Genomic DNA, 16,945 nt, shown 5'->3' with positions numbered 1-16,945 from the left:
CCGGATCAGCACGTCGAGTGGAACAGGCCGCCGACGGCCGTGGACCGGGCTAGCTCGTTGTAGAGCCTCACGGCGGCCGTGGTCTCCTCCACGTGCACTTCGACCCCCGCTTCCTCCAGCAGCCTGAGAGTTTCCGGCATGGTCTGCAGACGTAGTTCCATGCCGCGGCTGAGCACGATGACCGTGCACCCGTGGTCAAGGAGTTCCTGGACGTCTGCGGGCTGGATCCCGGGTTGGTGACCCGTCCCGGTCTCCGACCAGTCCCAGGCGCGGCCGCCGCCGGGGTAAAGCTTGAAATCCTTGCCCGGTTCGAGGCCCTCGACTTCCATGCGGCCCCATGAGACATGTGTGATCTGAGGTGATGTCGTCATCGCGGATTCTCTCCGTCCCATGGCATGTCCGATCTTCAGGGCAGTATGGCCGGACCCGCGCTCGGGCGCCCTTCGCGCGGTCAGGTCGTTGCCGTTTCGCGCGGACATGGGTCAGGCAGCGCCGATGGCGCTCGGATTCCGCCGTGAACTGAAGCTAGGGGGACAGCCCGATCCGGTAGAGCGCCAGGGCGGCGAATCCGAGAAGTGACCGATCCCAGGGGAGCGGGAACGCGGTCGTACTGATCTCATCGGCACGGTCCTGCGCCTCGGCGAGCACCTGCAATCCGGCATCGGGCATCCGATCGCCGAGCCGGATCGCGAGAGCGACGGCCGCGGTGAGCCGGACGCCGAAGGTCCCGGCGGTGAGCAAGGTCGTCAACCGGTCGTCGATCGCCGGTTCGTCCGGGCCGAGATAGCCGAGGCTGAGGTTGGCGCTCGCGCGCGCCACCCGGTGCTCCCCGGTCTCGGGGATCTCCATCAGGTGCGTGACCACGGGCCGGGTGGCGGGAAACCAGGCCAGCAGCTCAGCCGCCATCGCGGCGATCATCGGGTCGGGATCCCGGGTCCAGGCGACGAACCGGTCGCTGATCGCGGCGGCCGCGAGGTAGGCGTCGCGGTCCCAGGACACCGCGACCGCATCGCACTCCCCGGGCTCGGCGTCCTCGTCATAGAGCCAGCCCACGACCGTTGCCACGTCGGTGCTGGTCACGTTGTCGGCCTGCGCGAACGCACGGTCGGGCTCGAACGGGAGGCAGGTGTCGTCGCGGTCTCCGAGCGCGACGGCGCGGAGCAGATCGACCACCGCCGCACGATCAGGCGTTGCCGGATCGTCCGCCAGCTCGGTCAGGAACGGAACGACATGACAACTCACCTGCCAGCGGGTTCCTTGGTGATAGACGTTCCCCCTCAGCCGGGCATGAGCCTGGTGACGTTCCTCGGCGTCTGCCGACAGAAGCGCTGCGAGCTGGCCGGGGACGTCGTCAGCCGGGCCGTACGCGTGGTGGAGGCCAGCCCAGTCGACCGCCTTCAGGCCGTCCAGCGGGCTTCTTGCCGTGGTGCTCACGATGACCGCCCGGTCTGCTTCCGGTGCCGCATCTCCGGCAGGGGCGCGGGCGCCTCCGTCTCCGGGACGGCGTGGAAGGCCTCGATGACGTAGGCGGCGAAACGGCGGGACGCCTGGAGCCGGGCGTCGTGCGGTGCGTCCGGCAAGCCTCGGTGGGCCATGAGCATGAGGACCAGGTCGTCGACGACGAACCCGGGGCGCAGGCGGCCGGTCTCCTGGGCGCGGCGGGACGACTCGGCGACCGCCCGCAGAGTCCGCTCCCGGTCGGCGGCGAAGTCCATGGCCTCGGGGAAGGCCGCCATGAAGGCGTCGGCGAACCCCCGGCTGCGGGCGTGGAGTTCGCAGATCCGCTCGACCAGGCTCCGGAACCCGTGCCACGGGTCCGGGTCCGCGAGGGCGTCGCGGACGATGGCCTGGCAGGCCCGCCGCTGCTCGTCGAAGGCCTCCACGATCAGCGCCCGCTTGGTCGGGAAGTGCCGGTACAGCGTGGCCGGGCCGACGTCCGCGTGCCGGGCGACCTCCCGCATCGGCGCACCGAGGCCCTCCTCGCCGAACACCGCGCGGGCGGCGGCCAGGATGCGGGCCCGGTTGTCGCGGGCGTCGGAACGCGCGGTGTGAGGCAAACGGCCGGTCATCGCCTCTCACTTTAACCAGTCGGACGGGTGCGCCCATTACGTTCCGAAGCCGGTGGCGCGCCCCACCCCAGAGCCCGCCCGGCCTGGGGCAGGTTCGCCGTCCACGGCCGCCACGGCCGTGACCCGTCCCATGCATCCCCCGGAGGAACCAGGATGAAAGCCGTCGTGATCAGGAAGTTCGGCGCCCCCGAGGGGCTGGAGGTCGTCGACCTGCCCGTGCCCGTCGCCGCCCCGGGGCAGGTACGGATCGCCGTGGAGGCCATCGGGGTGGGCGGCGTGGACGCCGTGATCCGCCGGGGGACGCTCGCCGCCCACGGCTTCCGCGAGGGCCATCTCCTCGGCAGCGAGGTCGCGGGACGCGTGACCACCCTCGGAGAGGGCGTGGACGCCTCGTGGACGGGGCGGCGCGTGTGGGCGTTCACCGGCCTGGCCGGCGGGTACGCCGAGCAGGCCGTCGCCGCTGTCGAGGACGTCCTGCCGCTCCCCGACGGCCTGACCGGCGCCGACGCGGTGACGCTCGGCGGCTCCGGCGTGGTCGCCCATTTCGCCCTGGACCGGGCCCGCCTCGCGCCCGGCGAGGCGGTGCTCGTGCGCGGCGCGGCGGGCAGCATCGGCATCACGGCGGTCCAGCTCGCGGCCAGGATCGGGGCCGGCGCGGTGGCGGTCACCACCTCGTCGGCCGAGCGCGGCGCCCGCCTGCGGGACCTGGGCGCGACCCACGTCCTCGACCGATCCGGAGATGGCGGCCCTGGCGCGCCGTCGGGCTTCGACGTGGTGCTCGACGTCGTGGGCGGACCCCGCCTTCCTCATTTCCTGGACATGTTGCACCCCAACGGGCGGTTCATAGCCGTCGGAGTGGTCGGCGGACACCCGCCGGCAGATTTCGGCATGCGACTGATGGACGCCTTCCGCAGGTCCCTGTCATTCGCCACCTTCAGCTCCGACACCGTCCCCGGCCCAGAGAGGCAGGCCGTGCGGACGTCCCAGTTCGCCGAGGCCGCGAACGGGGACCTGCGCACGGCCGTCCACGAGGTGCTGCCACTGGACCAGGCGGCGTCAGCCCACCGGAAGATGGACGCGGGCGAGGTGTTCGGCAGAATCGTCCTGACCCCCTGAGCCGGGCAGAACGGGAACGCGGTCCAGCCACTCCGCGCTCACCGATCACCGGATCCCCGCTTAGAGGTCATCACAAAATGTGCATGCGATGCGACACGGCGTGATGTCCGGGTTTGGTGTGGGCGGGTGCGTTCGTTGTCTCAACGAGGGTTCCGTTCCGTCCGGCTCGTTGTGCGTCTCCGGGCCTTCAAGGACGCTGCCGGGTGCAGGCCGACGATGAAGGACTCAGCGCCGGAGACACGGACGCCTTGGACGTGGACCGGGACGAGGCCGTGCCGGATGGCATCGGTCAGTGTTTCGGAGGTGGGCAGGAGGAGCACGGCCTTGCCGTCCGGAACCAGTACGCGGCGAAGCTCTGTCCACCAGCGGGACGGTGAGTCGGCGAGCAGCCCGCCGGGGTGGACTTGGGCGCCCCAGGGCGGGTTGCACAGGACGCGGTCGACGCTGGCGTCGGGGAGGGGAAGGCGGCCGGCGTCGCCGCGGTCCACGCGGACGGGCACGGCGGAGGCGTTCGCCCGCGCCGCCGCGACGGCGTCGGGAGAAAGGTCGAAGCCGTACAGGCGGGCGCCGGGCCGGGCGAGCGCGGCCTCGATCAGCAGGGTTCCCGCGCCGCAGCACGGGTCCAGGACGGTGTGGTCCGGGCGGATGCCTGCCAGCAGGGCCATGGCCGCGGCCAGCGGCGGGTGCAGGGTTCCCTTGATCATCCGCTGCTTGTAGGCGCGGCGGTGCAGCGGCCGGTCGCCGACCCGCATCATGAGCGCGGCGTGCGCGCCGTCCAGGGTCAGCCGCCACCCCCAGGACCCCGGCGGAGGCGCGGAGCCCGTTCGCCGCGAGTGGTAGGGGACGCCGAGCCGCCCGGCCAGAGCCATGCCCACGGCGTCCTCGGCGTCGTACCGGCTGAAGGTGCGCCGCCCCAGGAAGGAGGCGGAGACATCGATGCCCGGCACCTCGGCCGGCGCCCGCGTCAGCGCGCGGCGCAGGCGCACCAGTAGATCGGTGTCGGCCAGGGCGGCGAGTTCGGCGAGGGCGTGCAGGTCATGCTTGGTCGTCCCGATGTCGGGTCCGCGCGCGGCCGACAGGAACAGGTCGTCGGCCGTGCGCAGCGCCGGGATCGGCTCCGGCCTCGACGAGCGCAGACGGAAGTGGACCTCGCGATGACCGAGGCGGGTGACGGAACCTAGCCCCGACTCCAGGATCTCGGCGGCGACTTCGGGCTCCAGGCCACGCACGCAGCGGGCGACCAGGCGGGCGCGCGGAATGCGCATGATGATCGTTCTTCTCCCACGTCAGCACCCGGGGCAGCGCTCCGCCGCCCCGCCTCGCCGACGACGGGTGATCCTCGCTTCGCCGACGGCGTGCTAACGCAGGTGGAAGAAGAACGTCATGAGCGGCAGTCTAGGCCCTTCTCCACATCCGCCTCCCGACGCCTCGTCCGCTGATTCTGTTACGACCTCTCAGGGCGGATCACTTCTTGTAGGGGGCCACCTTCTCGCGCAGCTCCTGCATGGTGCCCTGGAGGAGCTGCCTGAGCCGGTCACGGTCGGTGCCGTCGGCGTCGGCGTAGTCGTCGATGTCGATGAGCTGCTTCTTGGTGGCGGTGATCGAGTTGAGCTGGTGGTCCAGCTTGACGTCGCCGAACCACGGGCTGCGCAGCATGTTCGCCATGTCGGTGCGGAACATCGCCACCAGATCGTCGGGGTCGGCGATGTGGTTCTTCACCTCGGCGACGAACGTCAGCGTCGCCTTGCTGCCCAGGACGGCCTGCTGCAGCACGCCGTCCCCGGTCTTGCGGTCCAGCACGATCGTGAAGCTGTAGAGGACCGGGTCGCCCACGGGCTTGAACCGCACGTACTGCAGGTCCCCGCCGGACTTGATCCCGATGACGGGGCATCCCAGGTGCGCCATCGTGAACACCATCTCGCCGATGAGGGCCTCGTCCTTGCTCTCCCGCTCCTCGGCGTTGTTCTTGAACTTGTTGATCATCGAGAGCATGTCGTTCCTCCGGTTCAGGCGGCGATGCGGCCGTGCAGGTACTTCGCGCAGGCCTGGGTGACGGCGGCGATGTGCTCCTGCAGGACGGGGTACTTCACCGTGTAGTGGTCGGCGAAGTACGGCTCCAGGTCCAGCAGCAGGGGCACCTGCACGTAGACGTAGCCGGTGGCGAGATCCGCGTCGACGGTGAACACGCCGGGTTCCCCGACGTCCAGGAAACCGCTCTTCACCTCGGACTTCAGCGCCTGCCACACCGTCCGCGCGTCCCGCACGTACTCGCCGTAGGCGATCGTCACGGCCGCGTGCTGGCCGAGCGTCTTGGCGGCCATGACGGTGCCGGCCCGGTGCGTGAGCTGGAACATCAGCCGGTGCTTGTGCTGCCGGTGCTGGAACCGCAGGTAGTGGTGGTTGCCGTCGGAGTTCAGATCGATGAGCGCGTTGCCCTGGGCGACCGCCGCGGTGATCACGGCGCCGACGAGCAGATCGTCGATCTCGCGGGTGTGGAGCTCTTCGGAGAAACGCTGCCAGCTGCGGTTGACCAACCGGCCGAAGACCTGGTCGAGCTGCTCGGTCACGGGCACCTTCCGTCCAGTGGGATCAAGGAATGGTGGTGAGACTCCTCGCCCACCCATCCGGTTTCACGATCTGCCGTTCGAACAGCCCGGACCTCCGCTTCGAGCCTGCCGCCGCGAGTGCCGGCTGTGCCGCGCCGCTAATGCTGCACGACGAACCGTCCTGTCTGCACCTTTTCAGACCGTTCCCCCATCGTCCCGCGCGTCCAGCCGGTTCTGAGAACGCCCCCGGCCGGCGGCGGCTGAGCAGCTCTCGCAGAGCGTCAGGGGCGGGAGGCCGGGTGACCCGATGTGCGCGGCTTGCGACTGATCGGATTCTCCGGACTGTACCGCTGGGGTGGCTGAGCTGCGCTCCCCACCGGAAAGAACGGGACAAACAAGGAGTGAAATCATATGCGTGAGTACACAGACCAAATAGTGCTGACCGTGGGCGTCGCGGAGGGCTGGGCGGATCGCGAAGAGGATCCGACCGAGATCAACTGGACGATCCGGCAGCGCGTGGCCGCGATCCCCTTCGAGGTGATCAACGGCCGTCCGGTCAACCCCTGCGAGAAGACGTCCATCCAGCGTGGCCGCAACAAGCTGGGCCGCTGGGGCGAGAACCTGACCGGCGATGGGCTCGCGTCGGTTCTGGACGAATTCGGCGACCGCTGGGTTCTCCTGGTCGACCGGAACCGCGGTCGCGGCTGGGGACTGCCCGGCGGCTTCCAGAACCCGGGGGAGACCGCCGTGGACACGGCGTGCCGCGAACTGGGAGAAGAAGCAGGCGTGGACCTGCGGGGCCTGGCGTGGCGGTCGACACCGCCGCGCTACGTGCACAGCAAGCGCGCTTCCGACGAGGCGTGGAACGTCACCGTCCTGTGCACGGTGGACCTGGGGACCCTGAACCGGGCCGACTTCCCGCGGACCACTCCCCGGTCCGACGCGAAAAAGGCGGCCTGGGTACGTGCCAACACCCTCCAGGAACTGACCACCGATCTGAAGGCCGTCCATGGGGGCGAGGTGACCTCCAAGAACCACGCCGGGATGCTCACCGACTGGTTCGCGGCAGCCTGAAGACCGCGATCGAGCAGGAGGGGCGGGTGACCGACCTTCCTGGCACCACCGGGCCGGCTTCCTCATTCTTCTGAGGTCGTCGGCTGATCCATGCGCGATTCAGGGCCCGGCGTGCACCGCCGGGCCCTGACGTTCTCCTCGAAAATCTCTCGCTGAAGCCGACCCGAGGCATCCCCAGTCCGTCGCCGGCCGGATGGGTGTAGAGCTCCTGGTGTCGACCGGTGCATTGCGCAGGGCGGAGACGCCGCACTCATCGCATCGGTCAGCAGCGCGCGCAACTCGGTTCCTCGCGGCCGGACACCTGACGGGCTTGAGAAGGGGCGTCGCCGAGCCTGAAGGGCCCGGCGACGTGTTGGCCGTCACCCCGCGAGCTTCAGGCCGCGGGGCCGAGTAGCCAGGGGACCGGCCGTAGCCGACCGGCCCCCAGCTAGGCACCTGGTCATTCGCCTCCGGCTGGCGAGACCTCGTGCTTGCGGGTCAGTGTCTTCAGCGGCTGAACATCCACGGGTTGTGCGTGCGGCAACCCCAAACGGTGGTCTCCTTTCCGCTGACCACCTTGGTCACCGGCTCCAGATCCCGGCCGCACCGGATACGTCTGTTCCCGTGCACGGCGTCACCCCGCCCGAGGACGACTTGGCATGTCTGCTGCTTTTCCATCACAAATTTCCAATCTGGTTTGTAAGAACCTCTGATAAAAGGCGCCGCGAGCCGGATGCGCAGAACGCTTGGGCCCTACCGTCCCAGACCAAGGAGCCCGCGCAAGCCGAGCTGATCTGCGAGATGGCCCGCGCTACCTGCCCTCGGTATGCCGTCGGTCCTGGACGGCACGGCGACGTGGCCCACCTGCTCGCGGTTGAGACCAAAAAATCTACGGGCACCTGGACGGCTGATCGAGGCGCTGCTCGCGTTCACGTCCGTTATGGATTCCGGCCCGCGCCTTCGACAGGCCTCACTTGGACCTGACCAGGACCGCTATCGCCAAGGTCGCCGTCCACAACACTGGCACGGCCCCCCCAGCCCGTCCCTCAGCGATCCGCTGCTGGTGTGCGATCACATCAAGAGGACTGCGGTGCCTCCAGAGCCTCCACTGGGAGCGCGGGAGCGTCCTCCTTCGCCGTGGAATCGGCCGGAGCAGCGTGCCGACGGGGGTGGAACACCCAGCCGCTCAAAAGCACGAACCGCACCACGGTAGCCACCGCGTAGGAGACCAGCATCGCCCCGACCTCCACGGCACGAGGGGCGGACGGCGCGAGCAGATGCACCAGGCCGAGCCCGGCGCTGCTGAGCCCCAGCCCGATCAGGAAGACGACGCCGCCCTCGATCTGGTGCCGTAGCGCCCCCTCCGACCCCACGACCCCGAACGTGTAGCGGCGGTTCGCCGCCGTGTTCGCGACAGTGGTGACCACCAGCGAGAGGGCGTTGGCGGCCAGCGACGGCATCACGGTGCGGAACACGAGATAGAGCAGAAGCCAAGCGACCGTGCACAGTGCGCCGATCACAGCGAACGCCGACAGGTGCCGCGCCAATCCCTTGAACAAGTTCCGCTCTCCGATTCTCTGATGAGGCAGGCCGCCGAAGGGGTGCGCGACGGCTACACGCCAGTGACGACCGTCCAGGCTCCGCGAACCGGCGCAAGCTAATCAGACCCAACACCATAGAGAAGCTCGGCGGCAGGAGCATACGGCTGGCCGTCACCCGCGCCTGTTCCTGAGCCTCGCCGCGGCGTCGTCGGTGGGGCGGTACCCGCGGACGGACCGCCCGCCCCGGCGCTGATCCGCCGCGGACAGGAGATCCTCGCCGAGGAAGCCGACGGCGTCATCGAGGTCGGCCGCCGAACCGATGTCCTTGATCTTTCGCAAGAGCGCATCCGAAACCCGGTCGCCAATAGCGATCTCCGTCAAAACAGGCTTGGTTCTCGTATCCTGCTTCGGCCTGATTCAGGGATTGCAGACACAGCGACCCGAACGGTTCGTCCGAACGAAGGCGTAGACCTCGGGGTCTATGACGCGTTCACGCTCGCATTGCCTCCCGGCAAGCCGCCCGAGCCGGGCCGGAGTTGCCTCTCGACAGGGACGATGCCACGTGGAGGACATGATGAGTACCCCTGGCCTTGAGACGACGCCGTCGTCTCAAGGCCGTTTAGTTTGCAGAGGTCAGGGGATCTCCGCGCGGATCTCGTCCAGGAACTTCCGCCACTCCCCGCCGGTGAACTCCAGAATTGGGCTCTCGCCGTAGTGCTTGGTGTCGCGGACTCCGATCGTGCCGTCGGCGGCCCGACCGACCTCGACACAGTGGCCGTTGGGTTCGCTGTGGCCAGATTTGCGCCAGCCGTGGAAGAGCTTGGTCATGTAACCGATCCTGTCTGGTCGGCAAGCCTGTTGGCCACCCGATCAAGGAAGGAGATGCTGTCCTCCGCAGACAGTGCAGCCTCACGCAGGCGGTCATATCTTTCCGTGTACCGAACGACCTCGCCCCGCTGCGTGACAACGAGGTCTGTGGTCACAGTGTCGACGATCGCCATCGGAGGATCGCCGGACTCGGCGAACGTGTAGAGGTAGAACGACGACTTCGGCAGGAAGCCCCCGGGGATGCGGGCGTCGTGCAGCAGCACCCGAATTGTGATTCGGTCTACCTCCGAGCCTAGCTTGATCATGTAACGAAGCTGAGCCGACATCGCCTCGGGTGGTACCGCCAGCCGATGAATCAAGCACTCGTCCAGGACGGTTTCGTAGAATGGTCCATCAGCCCGCAACAGCTCGCGCTGCCTATGCTCGCGCGCTTCGGTCATTCTCTCAGGCTGGTATTCGAGCGTCCCCTGGTTCTCGTCGAGCTTGATAAGAGCCTCGATGAACGGGCGGCACTGTAAGGCGCCCGGCATCGCGGTCTGGTCGTAGCTGCGGACGGTACTAGCGTTGTATTCAAGGTCGGCCGCGAGTTTTTGGCGAGGTCCCATGGACATCCCGTAGCGGTCCCACCAGCCCTTCTGAGCTGCCTCACGGGCTAGCTTGAGCAGCCGATCGTATTGGCTGCCCGTGATGTCGAGAGCGTCGAGTATGTTCATGATCTCGGCCAAGTCTGGGCGGATCTGGGCGTTCTCGAGGCGGGTGATCTTCGTCCGGGAGTGGAAGACGAGGCGTGCGAGACCGTCTGTCGTGAGGCCGCGGCTCTCGCGGAGTTCGCGGATCTCGGCCGCCAGCCGGCGGCGGCGGACGTAGGGGCTGGGCATGGCCGTCCTCCCGATATCGCGTCGGACACAGTCCGTATTGATCGCTAACTCACTGCAATCGAACGTTGCCCGGCAATAGTAGAGTCACGCCCCGACAAAACTCCGTCACGCCAACGCGAGAGCCAAAATCCGCACGTGCAACAAATGGAAGTTGCAGCCCTCGCCAGCCCGATTCGGTCACAAAAGACCAGTTTGTTAAAGCTCATACCTGGGCGTACCGGAAACGCGCGACAAGTCTCGAGGGGGCGAGCTGCCTCCTCCAGGGAGCTAATTCGGGTTCTCGTGGCACCAGGAGAGGCTCATCAAGGCGTCATGGCCCGTACGGCTCTCCTGCAACGGTCGCAACCACCATGAACGGGTCATGAACGCGACCTATGCGGATGGCGACCATCCAGTTGCGTTCGTCAGGACGATGAAGAGGCCGAAGCGGAGGCTTCATCTCGCCGCGCCGCAAGCCACTCTTCGGTATAGGAGGTGACCTCGTCGATGAACTGCTCCAGCCCAGCCCGATCGAGATCCATCTCAGCGACGAGGTAGAGCAGGATGAAGACCTGGGCATGCAGAGTGGCCGACAGATCGTCCGGGACGGTTTCCTTCAGCGGAGGCGCGTCGACGGCACGCCGTACCATGTCCTCGGCGACGAGCGGATTGATCAGGTCTGCGTCCTCACCGGCCGCGATCCGCACATCGGCGACGAACCGAACGAGCTGACCGACAATGTAAGTCGGGGCGAACTTTCGACGTACCGCGACTTCGAATGCGCAGAAGAGCAGCGACATGTACCCGGCCGCCGTCTCATCATTTACCTGCATTTCGTCCTGAAGAGGAACCCAAGCTTCAGGTCCCTCCAAAAGAAACGACCGCAACGCGAGAATATTCTCCTCACCAATACGAATTTTTGAAAAATCCATTACTTGAGCAACTCTTCGGCGAGCGAACGCGCGCTCTGCAAGAACGCTTCGAGTTCGGCTGGAGTGAACTGTCTCTCGCCCACTATAGCTGCCACTATAACGATTTGGTGTCCGAATTTGACGCCCGGTTCAGCGTCGATCATCTCGCCTTTTCCGAGCAAGTCTCGTATCATGCTTTCCGCAAGGCTGGGATTAATTAGATCGGAGGATTCGTCGCTTCTTTCTCGCATTTGAGCAACAAAGTCGATGATCTGAGAATCATCTGCAACTTCACCGTCTTTTATGAAGTATTGTTCGGCGGCTTCAATGAAAGCTGCTGCTAGGAGCGCTGGATAATATTCGTTGGCTTCATTGGAGTCAAGTTGCTCCATAAGTCTGAGATGCTCGGCGCGATTTCCTTTAAGCTGGGCTCGCAATACTGCGACCTGTTCGTCAGTGATCGGCATGCTCTCTCCTTCTTGAGTTCCTTGCAATATTGATACCGAAACGAATGATCTCTGTCACGACGATCGCCGTGCCTACGGCGCCTAGGACGGTATCCCCGGCCTTGACTTTCTCGTCGGGTGCCTTTATGTGGTCAGTGTTGAGACGGGCTCCGCACAATTGCCCTGTCGGTTTTACTCGTTCCAGTTTCTTTTGAGCTGGTGCGGAGAATTTCTCTACAAATTCTTTCGTGTCGTCTGATTTGTCAACGAATTTTTTCAGCTCACCGCGAAGTCGAGATAGTTTATCGGGTTTTCTTTCCTGGTAATCGCGAGAGGCGCGGTCGTCTTCTGGGCGGCGGAGTTCGCCGCGGCCCGAGGTCTCGGTGTCGGCGTCCGGTCGGTCTGGCGGGATCGGTCTTCCGTCGCGGTCGAGGGTTATCGTGACTTGCCCGGCGAACCGACTTGTTTCTATGCCCGTCGATTCTTCTTCGTGAGGCGTTAGTTCTGTGCCGGATTCCTCTCTTTCGCCGGCCTGTTCGGCCTCGCGATCGGGTGGGTTGCTTTCGTCAGTGGCCTCGGTGGGCTCCGGGCCTTCGGCAGTTCTACCATGGCCGTCGCTCTGGTCACCGGAAGCTTCTGGGGGCGTGACGTTCTCGCCAGTTCCCTCGGGAGGGAGCGCGGTCTCGTCGGCGGGCTTCGGATTGTCTGTCTCGTCGCCCGTAGTTCCGTCGGCAGCCTTAGCCTCGGGAGTCTCGCTGCCTTGGTCTGGGGTTTCTGGGCCGATGGGGGATGCTTCGCGGCCGGGTTCGGGGACGGCGGGGTCGGCCTCGGCGGCGGGTTCGATGGGTTGGCCGACCTCCGAGCCCGGCGGCGTCTCGTCGTTCCCGCCCTGGGGCTGGTCGTCGGCGGGCGATGCGCTGTCTGCTGGTGGTCCAGTCGGCGGGTCGCCACTGTCGTTGCCCGAGCCAGACGAGTCCAGTCGCGGGATGGGCTCGTGCTCCTGATCTTGCGGGCGCGTTACCTCTTGCGTCGGAGGCTCCGCCTCTACTTCGGGGGTCCCGGACGGGGGCAGATCGCGGCCGCTGGACCCTTCACCGTCGCCGGGCGCCTCGCCGCTGGAAGTGCCACCGTCGGCGGTAGTGCCGGGCGGTGTCTCAGCGGCTGGGGGGTGTGCTTCCGGCCCGCGCCCGTCCGATCCTGCGTTCTCGTTCTGCGGCTGAGCTCCGCTGTCGCCGCTTCCGCCAACGGTTCCCTCTCCGGTGCCATCGGCGGGCTGGGTGTCCTGGAATATGGCTCGCCAATGTTCCGCGGTTTCCGCTTGTTGCTCTCGGGTGGCGGCGAGGCTTGCTCGGCGGGAGCCGGGCGGGAACTGAGAAGCCTCGTCCGGGCGGGTGCTCGGCTGCTCGGAGGGCGCAAGGTCGTCGGCAGTTCTGCCGTTGTCCTTGCCGCCATCCTGCTCTTTCGCCTTGCCTGGCTCGGACTGCTCGGTCTTGGAGCCGCGGTCGCCGGTGCCCAGTTCGCCCTCGTCTTGCCGCGGGCTCTCGGGCTTGGCCTGGCCGGGCTTTTCCGCTTCCGCGCCAGCGTTGTCGGGCTGAGTTGGGTCGGCGTCGTGGTCACGCTCTTCGCCCAGTTGGGAGCCGATTTCGGTCTTGCCGGTCTCTGGTTCCTTCTCGGTCTTCGCTTCGGCTTCGGACGGCGGGTCACCGGGGGTCTGCGGCTTCTCCGCGGCCGGGCCGTTGGAGGAGGAATCGGTTGAGGATCCGTTGGGCTGCGCCTCGCGGTCGCCTCGCCGTTCGGTGCCGGCTTCCGGCCGACCTGGAACCGGCTGGCCCGCTGCCACATAGCTGTCTATGCGAGGCGTTTGCGATCCGCCGGAAGCGTCGGCCGGAGGCTTGCTCTCGGTGCGTGGCGGGGTGGGCTTGTCGGGGGTCTCGGGGCCCTTGCCCGGCCCGCCGGGGGGATTGTCCAAGCCCACGCTCGCAGCCCTTTCCATGGGGGGAGGTGAACCGGCCGACCAGACGGCTCACCGGGCATGTCCATGACGTGCGGGGCCAACGTCGGATCACACCGGCCCCTATGTAATCGCGCACGTGCGAACTTTGCACGTGCCGATAATCCACTCACATCCAGTAGGCGCGCGTATCGCGTGACTGCATGTGGGCTTCGCGCTGGTTCCGTTTGCATTTCTGGACGTGCAGGGACGGTGTGGCATCCCAAGACAGGTCATTCAAGTGTTCCGGTGGTGCGGCTTTCATGCCTAGATGGGTGTTCTGGGCTGCCGTGGAGTCGTGCTGGACCCGCCATGTCTTCGGGGCGACGGTGCTCACGGTGGACGACTTGGGCGCCGCCCGCCGCCACTGTCCAGCAGCGTTCGCCCGAGGGTCGACTCGGCCGTCCGGGCAAGGCGGACGCGGGTGACGTGGCCGTCGAGGAGAAAGGCGTTTCCTCACCGCTTCGCCCGCACGTGCAAGCTCTGGGCGCGTGAATTCCGCGTGTGCGGAGATCGGATATTAGACCAGCGCTTGTGCTGAATCCCTTGCTGGGGCAGGTAGAGCTCTAATCCTCCGTGCTCGACTGGCGACCGAGTGTGACGATGTGCGTGCGGACGACGGGGGAGACCTGTCAGTTCCGCATCACTGACGTCCATCGCGATTCGAGGTGCTCTGATGTCCCTGACCTTGCTTCCGGTAGTAAAGCCGGCGCTGTTGTATTGGCGGCGCTCCTTTCCCGGCGGACCCGAGCAGGCCCGCAACGCCCGGCGGTTCGTGGGTTGCCTGCTGGACGGCTGCCCGTTCCTCGACGACGTCCTACTCGCCGCCGACGAGCTGGTCGTCAACGCGCTGCGGCACACCAAGTCCGGCCAGGTGGGCGGCATGTTCACCGTGGAGGTCGTGCGGGACGGCGGCCTGGTGTCGGTGTCGGTCACCGACCAGGGCGGCCCCGGCGAGCCCGCGGCGCTGGACGCCGCCGAGCTGGCAGAGTCCGGCCGGGGCCTGCGCACCGTCTCGCTCACCGCCGCGAGCTGGGGATGGCACGGCAATGGCGAGGGGCGGACGGTCACCGCCGTGTTCGCGGGGGAGTGGGCCGCGTGACCGAGCCGGCCTCCTGGACGCACGACCAGGTCCACCTGCGCGTCCACGCGGCGATGACCGCCGCGATGCGCGCCGACCCCCACTCCGTCGACGCCGCCCTCGTCCAGGCGGGAAGCCTCGATTCCGCGAGTCGGGAGTTCGTCGCGCAGTCGCGGCGCCTCGTGCTCGCCTGCACCGCCGCGCTGACCTGCGTCCTCGCCTCCCACCGCCCCGGCGAGGGACCGCACGGCGAGCCCGTCTGCCGAGGCTGCGGGACGCCTGAATGCCGGACGCTGCGCGGCCTCGCACACGTCCTCGCCGCCTACAGCGTCCGCCCGGCGCTGGTCGACCGGGCCGAGGCATGGCGCCGCGCGGACGCGCACTTCTGGCGCGGTGGCCGACCCGTGCCGCTGATCATCGAAGAGCTCCCGGACGGCTTCGTCGCCCGCCCCGCCGGCGACCTCGGCGACGACGAGGCCCCACTGCTGATCATCGACCGCCACACGGGCGCGCTGAGTCGCTGGCCGTCCATGCCCCTCGACGTCCTCGCCTGCGAATACACCCGCTACCGAGCGGGCCTCTAGACAGCCCATGCGCGTGAGGCGCACCTGGCGCGCTGGCCTGCGATCGGTCTGTGTCCCTGGTCGTTCATGTGCCGCTCTGTCGGCCTATTTCGGTGGGTCGGTGGGGCAGGAATCGGTGGTCGGGAGTGTGCCGTTGATCAGGTAGTCGTCGATGCCGGTGGTCGCGCAGCGGTTGCGGAGGTAGGCGGTGTGGCCGTCGCCGTCGTAGGCCAGGACCTTCGAGCCTCGGATGCCGCGGCCCAGGCTTTTCGCCCATGCCAGGGGCGTGGCCGGGTCGTGGGTGTTGCCCACCAGCAGGACGGGTGGTGCGTCGCGGACGTGCACCGGGCGTTGGGGGGCGGCCGGGCGGACGGGCCAGCCGATGCACCCGGTCGTCATGTCCCAGAACTCCGACGTCCCGCCCATGTGCGGGGCCCGCCGCCGGATCAGGTGTTCACGGCGGCGCAACTCGCCGAAGTCAGGCACCTGCGGGTCGATGTCCTGGCACAGGATCGCCCGGTAGGCGGCCGTGCTCGCCGGGTCGTACAGTGCCTGGTCGCGCATCTGGCCTAGCAGCGAGGCGTTGTTTCCGTCGGCTTCGGCGATGCCGCGCGCGAGTCCGTGCCCGAACTCGGGGAACAGCGTCAGCATCGCGTAGACGCTGTAGCGCAGTTCCTCGGCCGTCAGTGGCCGGCCGCCGGGAACCGGCAGGGGACGGCGCTCGGCCCGCTGAACGAGCCCGTCCCACACCTTTCCGACCGGGCGTCCGTGCAGTTCGCAGTCGGCTGTCCGCGCGCACCAGGCCGCGAACCGGTCGAAGGAGTCCTCCACGGCCGATGCTGCTTCGACCACCATGCGGCGGGACGGCATGCCGTGGTCGACGACGCCGTCCAAGGCCATGGTGCGGATACGGTCGGGGAACAGTCGCGCGTACTGGGTGCCGAGCATGCTGCCGTACGAGCGGCCCAGGTAGCTGACTTTTCTTTCTCCCAGGGCGGCGCGCACGGCGTCGAAGTCACGCGCCACGCTCACCGTGTCGACGTACCGGATGAGCGGATCGCAGCTCTGCCCTACCGACTTGTTATGGGCCACCATGCGCTCGTACTCAGGCCTGGTGCTGGGGAACTGTGTCACTTCCGGGTCGTGCACGGGCTTCTTGCAGGAGATCTGTTCGCTGCCGCCGACTCCGCGCGGGTCGATTCCGACGATGTCGAACCGGTCCCGCAACCGGGGTGAGAAGAACTGCGGTGCCCAGTCTCGGACCAGGTCGGCAGCGCCGGTTCCGGGGCCGCCGGGGTTGTACAGCAACGTGCCGGCTCGGGCCTTGGCCGCCTTCCGGCGGGTCACGGCCAGCGACAGCTTCCGTCCGTCCGGGTGAGACCAGTCCACGGGTACCGTGACGGTCCCGCACTCGGCGCCGGTGTCCCCGCAGGCCCGCCAGGCGATCGTGCTCGCCGTCGCGCTCCCTGGGACGGCCATCATGGGTGGAATGGTCAGGGCGAAGGCCGCCAGCACAAAAGTTCGGTTCATGCCTGCTGATCCTGCTGATGCGGCGCGGTCGGTGCATCGGCCGGACGGTCGCATCCCTGCGGGTGGGACTCGACCATTCGGAGGAGGCAAGGCCGCTGCGGCGCTACCGTTCGGAAGGGTTTCCCCTTACCTGAGGAGTCGCTTTGATGCCGCCGATGTGCTTCGTTTGTCTACGGACCCTTCGCGACGGGGTGCCGTTCTCGTCGTTCGAAACTGTTCGGTTCGCGCTCACCCCTGAAGAGGAGGCGGTCCGCCAGGAACAGTATCGGGAGGGCTGGGTCGGCCATCCTCCGGAGGTGTACTGGTTCTGCGACGAGCATTTGGCATTGGGCAAGGAGCATTCGCATCTGCACTGGCGGGAGGCTCAGGAACTGCTGGCGAACCAGCGTGGTGAGGCGCGCTGAAACCGGTGCC

General features: G+C 67.5%; 19 protein-coding genes. 5 read left to right on the top strand and 14 right to left on the bottom strand.

Annotation, left to right across the window (positions count from 1 at the left end; genetic code table 11):
• Window positions 1-5: 5 nt before the first annotated feature.
• The 3 genes from AB0C87_RS25960 to AB0C87_RS25950 all read right to left on the bottom strand — a co-directional run bounded on the left by AB0C87_RS25960 (window position 6) and on the right by AB0C87_RS25950 (window position 2,069).
• Entirely contained in the window at window positions 6-371 is a 366-nt protein-coding gene (locus AB0C87_RS25960) for an Mth938-like domain-containing protein (protein WP_360358101.1), read from the bottom strand.
• Between the two features lie 154 nt (window positions 372-525).
• On the bottom strand, window positions 526-1,434 hold the full coding sequence (locus AB0C87_RS25955) for a hypothetical protein (protein WP_360579956.1): 909 nt from the start codon (window positions 1,432-1,434) through the stop codon (window positions 526-528).
• A complete protein-coding gene (locus AB0C87_RS25950) occupies window positions 1,431-2,069 on the bottom strand; it encodes a helix-turn-helix domain-containing protein (RefSeq protein WP_360579954.1) in 639 nt (212 codons plus the stop codon). Before AB0C87_RS25950 ends, AB0C87_RS25955 begins: the two co-directional genes overlap by 4 nt.
• Before the next feature lie 153 nt (window positions 2,070-2,222).
• Here AB0C87_RS25950 and AB0C87_RS25945 point away from each other — a divergent pair, with 153 nt between their 5' ends.
• Entirely contained in the window at window positions 2,223-3,185 is a 963-nt protein-coding gene (locus tag AB0C87_RS25945) for a zinc-dependent alcohol dehydrogenase family protein (protein WP_360579952.1), read from the top strand.
• 140 nt (window positions 3,186-3,325) lie between these two features.
• On the opposite strand, the gene AB0C87_RS25940 is transcribed toward AB0C87_RS25945, so the two are convergent.
• The 3 genes from AB0C87_RS25940 to AB0C87_RS25930 form a co-directional block, all read right to left on the bottom strand.
• Entirely contained in the window at window positions 3,326-4,450 is a 1,125-nt protein-coding gene (locus AB0C87_RS25940) for a methyltransferase domain-containing protein (RefSeq protein WP_360579950.1), read from the bottom strand.
• A 199-nt stretch (window positions 4,451-4,649) separates the two neighbouring features.
• Entirely contained in the window at window positions 4,650-5,177 is a 528-nt protein-coding gene (locus AB0C87_RS25935) for a hypothetical protein (protein WP_353833140.1), read from the bottom strand.
• Window positions 5,178-5,191: 14 nt separating this feature from the next.
• The gene (locus tag AB0C87_RS25930; protein ID WP_345183615.1) at window positions 5,192-5,752 is read right to left on the bottom strand and encodes a hypothetical protein; all 561 of its coding nucleotides are present in this window, start codon (window positions 5,750-5,752) and stop codon (window positions 5,192-5,194) included.
• A 390-nt stretch (window positions 5,753-6,142) separates the two neighbouring features.
• Here AB0C87_RS25930 and AB0C87_RS25925 point away from each other — a divergent pair, with 390 nt between their 5' ends.
• A complete protein-coding gene (locus tag AB0C87_RS25925; RefSeq protein WP_360579948.1) occupies window positions 6,143-6,805 on the top strand; it encodes an NUDIX hydrolase in 663 nt (220 codons plus the stop codon).
• A gap of 1,055 nt (window positions 6,806-7,860) precedes the next feature.
• On the opposite strand, the gene AB0C87_RS25920 is transcribed toward AB0C87_RS25925, so the two are convergent.
• The 7 genes from AB0C87_RS25920 to AB0C87_RS25890 all read right to left on the bottom strand — a co-directional run bounded on the left by AB0C87_RS25920 (window position 7,861) and on the right by AB0C87_RS25890 (window position 13,342).
• Window positions 7,861-8,343 carry a GtrA family protein gene (locus tag AB0C87_RS25920; RefSeq protein ID WP_360579946.1) on the bottom strand — a complete coding sequence of 161 codons (483 nt, stop codon included), beginning with the start codon at window positions 8,341-8,343 and terminating at the stop codon, window positions 7,861-7,863.
• A 153-nt stretch (window positions 8,344-8,496) separates the two neighbouring features.
• Window positions 8,497-8,664 (bottom strand): hypothetical protein, encoded by a 168-nt coding sequence (locus AB0C87_RS25915; RefSeq protein ID WP_360579944.1) that lies wholly within the window; start codon window positions 8,662-8,664, stop codon window positions 8,497-8,499.
• Between the two features lie 294 nt (window positions 8,665-8,958).
• Window positions 8,959-9,153 carry a DUF397 domain-containing protein gene (locus tag AB0C87_RS25910; protein ID WP_360579942.1) on the bottom strand — a complete coding sequence of 65 codons (195 nt, stop codon included), beginning with the start codon at window positions 9,151-9,153 and terminating at the stop codon, window positions 8,959-8,961.
• A complete protein-coding gene (locus tag AB0C87_RS25905) occupies window positions 9,150-10,031 on the bottom strand; it encodes a helix-turn-helix transcriptional regulator (RefSeq protein WP_360579940.1) in 882 nt (293 codons plus the stop codon). Before AB0C87_RS25905 ends, AB0C87_RS25910 begins: the two co-directional genes overlap by 4 nt.
• A 404-nt stretch (window positions 10,032-10,435) precedes the next feature.
• Window positions 10,436-10,942: a hypothetical protein gene (locus AB0C87_RS25900; protein ID WP_360349944.1), complete on the bottom strand. Its 507-nt coding sequence runs from the start codon at window positions 10,940-10,942 to the stop codon at window positions 10,436-10,438.
• Window positions 10,942-11,388 carry a hypothetical protein gene (locus AB0C87_RS25895; protein WP_360579938.1) on the bottom strand — a complete coding sequence of 149 codons (447 nt, stop codon included), beginning with the start codon at window positions 11,386-11,388 and terminating at the stop codon, window positions 10,942-10,944. The genes AB0C87_RS25900 and AB0C87_RS25895 overlap by 1 nt, the downstream gene beginning before the upstream one ends.
• Entirely contained in the window at window positions 11,375-13,342 is a 1,968-nt protein-coding gene (locus AB0C87_RS25890) for a hypothetical protein (protein ID WP_360579936.1), read from the bottom strand. The genes AB0C87_RS25895 and AB0C87_RS25890 overlap by 14 nt, the downstream gene beginning before the upstream one ends.
• Before the next feature lie 691 nt (window positions 13,343-14,033).
• Between AB0C87_RS25890 and AB0C87_RS25885 the strand changes: the two genes are divergently transcribed.
• Both AB0C87_RS25885 and AB0C87_RS25880 read left to right on the top strand, forming a co-directional pair.
• Window positions 14,034-14,459, top strand: coding sequence for an ATP-binding protein (locus tag AB0C87_RS25885; protein WP_360579934.1), 426 nt, complete (start codon window positions 14,034-14,036; stop codon window positions 14,457-14,459).
• Complete coding sequence (locus AB0C87_RS25880) at window positions 14,456-15,022, top strand: hypothetical protein (protein WP_360579933.1); 567 nt, start codon at window positions 14,456-14,458, stop codon at window positions 15,020-15,022. The genes AB0C87_RS25885 and AB0C87_RS25880 overlap by 4 nt, the downstream gene beginning before the upstream one ends.
• 84 nt (window positions 15,023-15,106) lie before the next feature.
• On the opposite strand, the gene AB0C87_RS25875 is transcribed toward AB0C87_RS25880, so the two are convergent.
• Entirely contained in the window at window positions 15,107-16,531 is a 1,425-nt protein-coding gene (locus AB0C87_RS25875; RefSeq protein ID WP_345183596.1) for an alpha/beta hydrolase, read from the bottom strand.
• Between the two features lie 143 nt (window positions 16,532-16,674).
• On the opposite strand from AB0C87_RS25875, the gene AB0C87_RS25870 reads away from it, so the two are divergent.
• The gene (locus AB0C87_RS25870; protein WP_360579931.1) at window positions 16,675-16,935 is read left to right on the top strand and encodes a hypothetical protein; all 261 of its coding nucleotides are present in this window, start codon (window positions 16,675-16,677) and stop codon (window positions 16,933-16,935) included.
• Window positions 16,936-16,945 lie beyond the last annotated feature (10 nt).

The sequence above is a fragment of the Actinomadura sp. NPDC048021 genome, from assembly GCF_040653135.1.
GTDB classification, from domain to species: domain Bacteria; phylum Actinomycetota; class Actinomycetes; order Streptosporangiales; family Streptosporangiaceae; genus Spirillospora; species Spirillospora verrucosospora.
The sequence above is the reverse complement of the archived record's forward strand: the minus strand, read 5'-3'. Positions and strand labels throughout refer to the sequence as shown.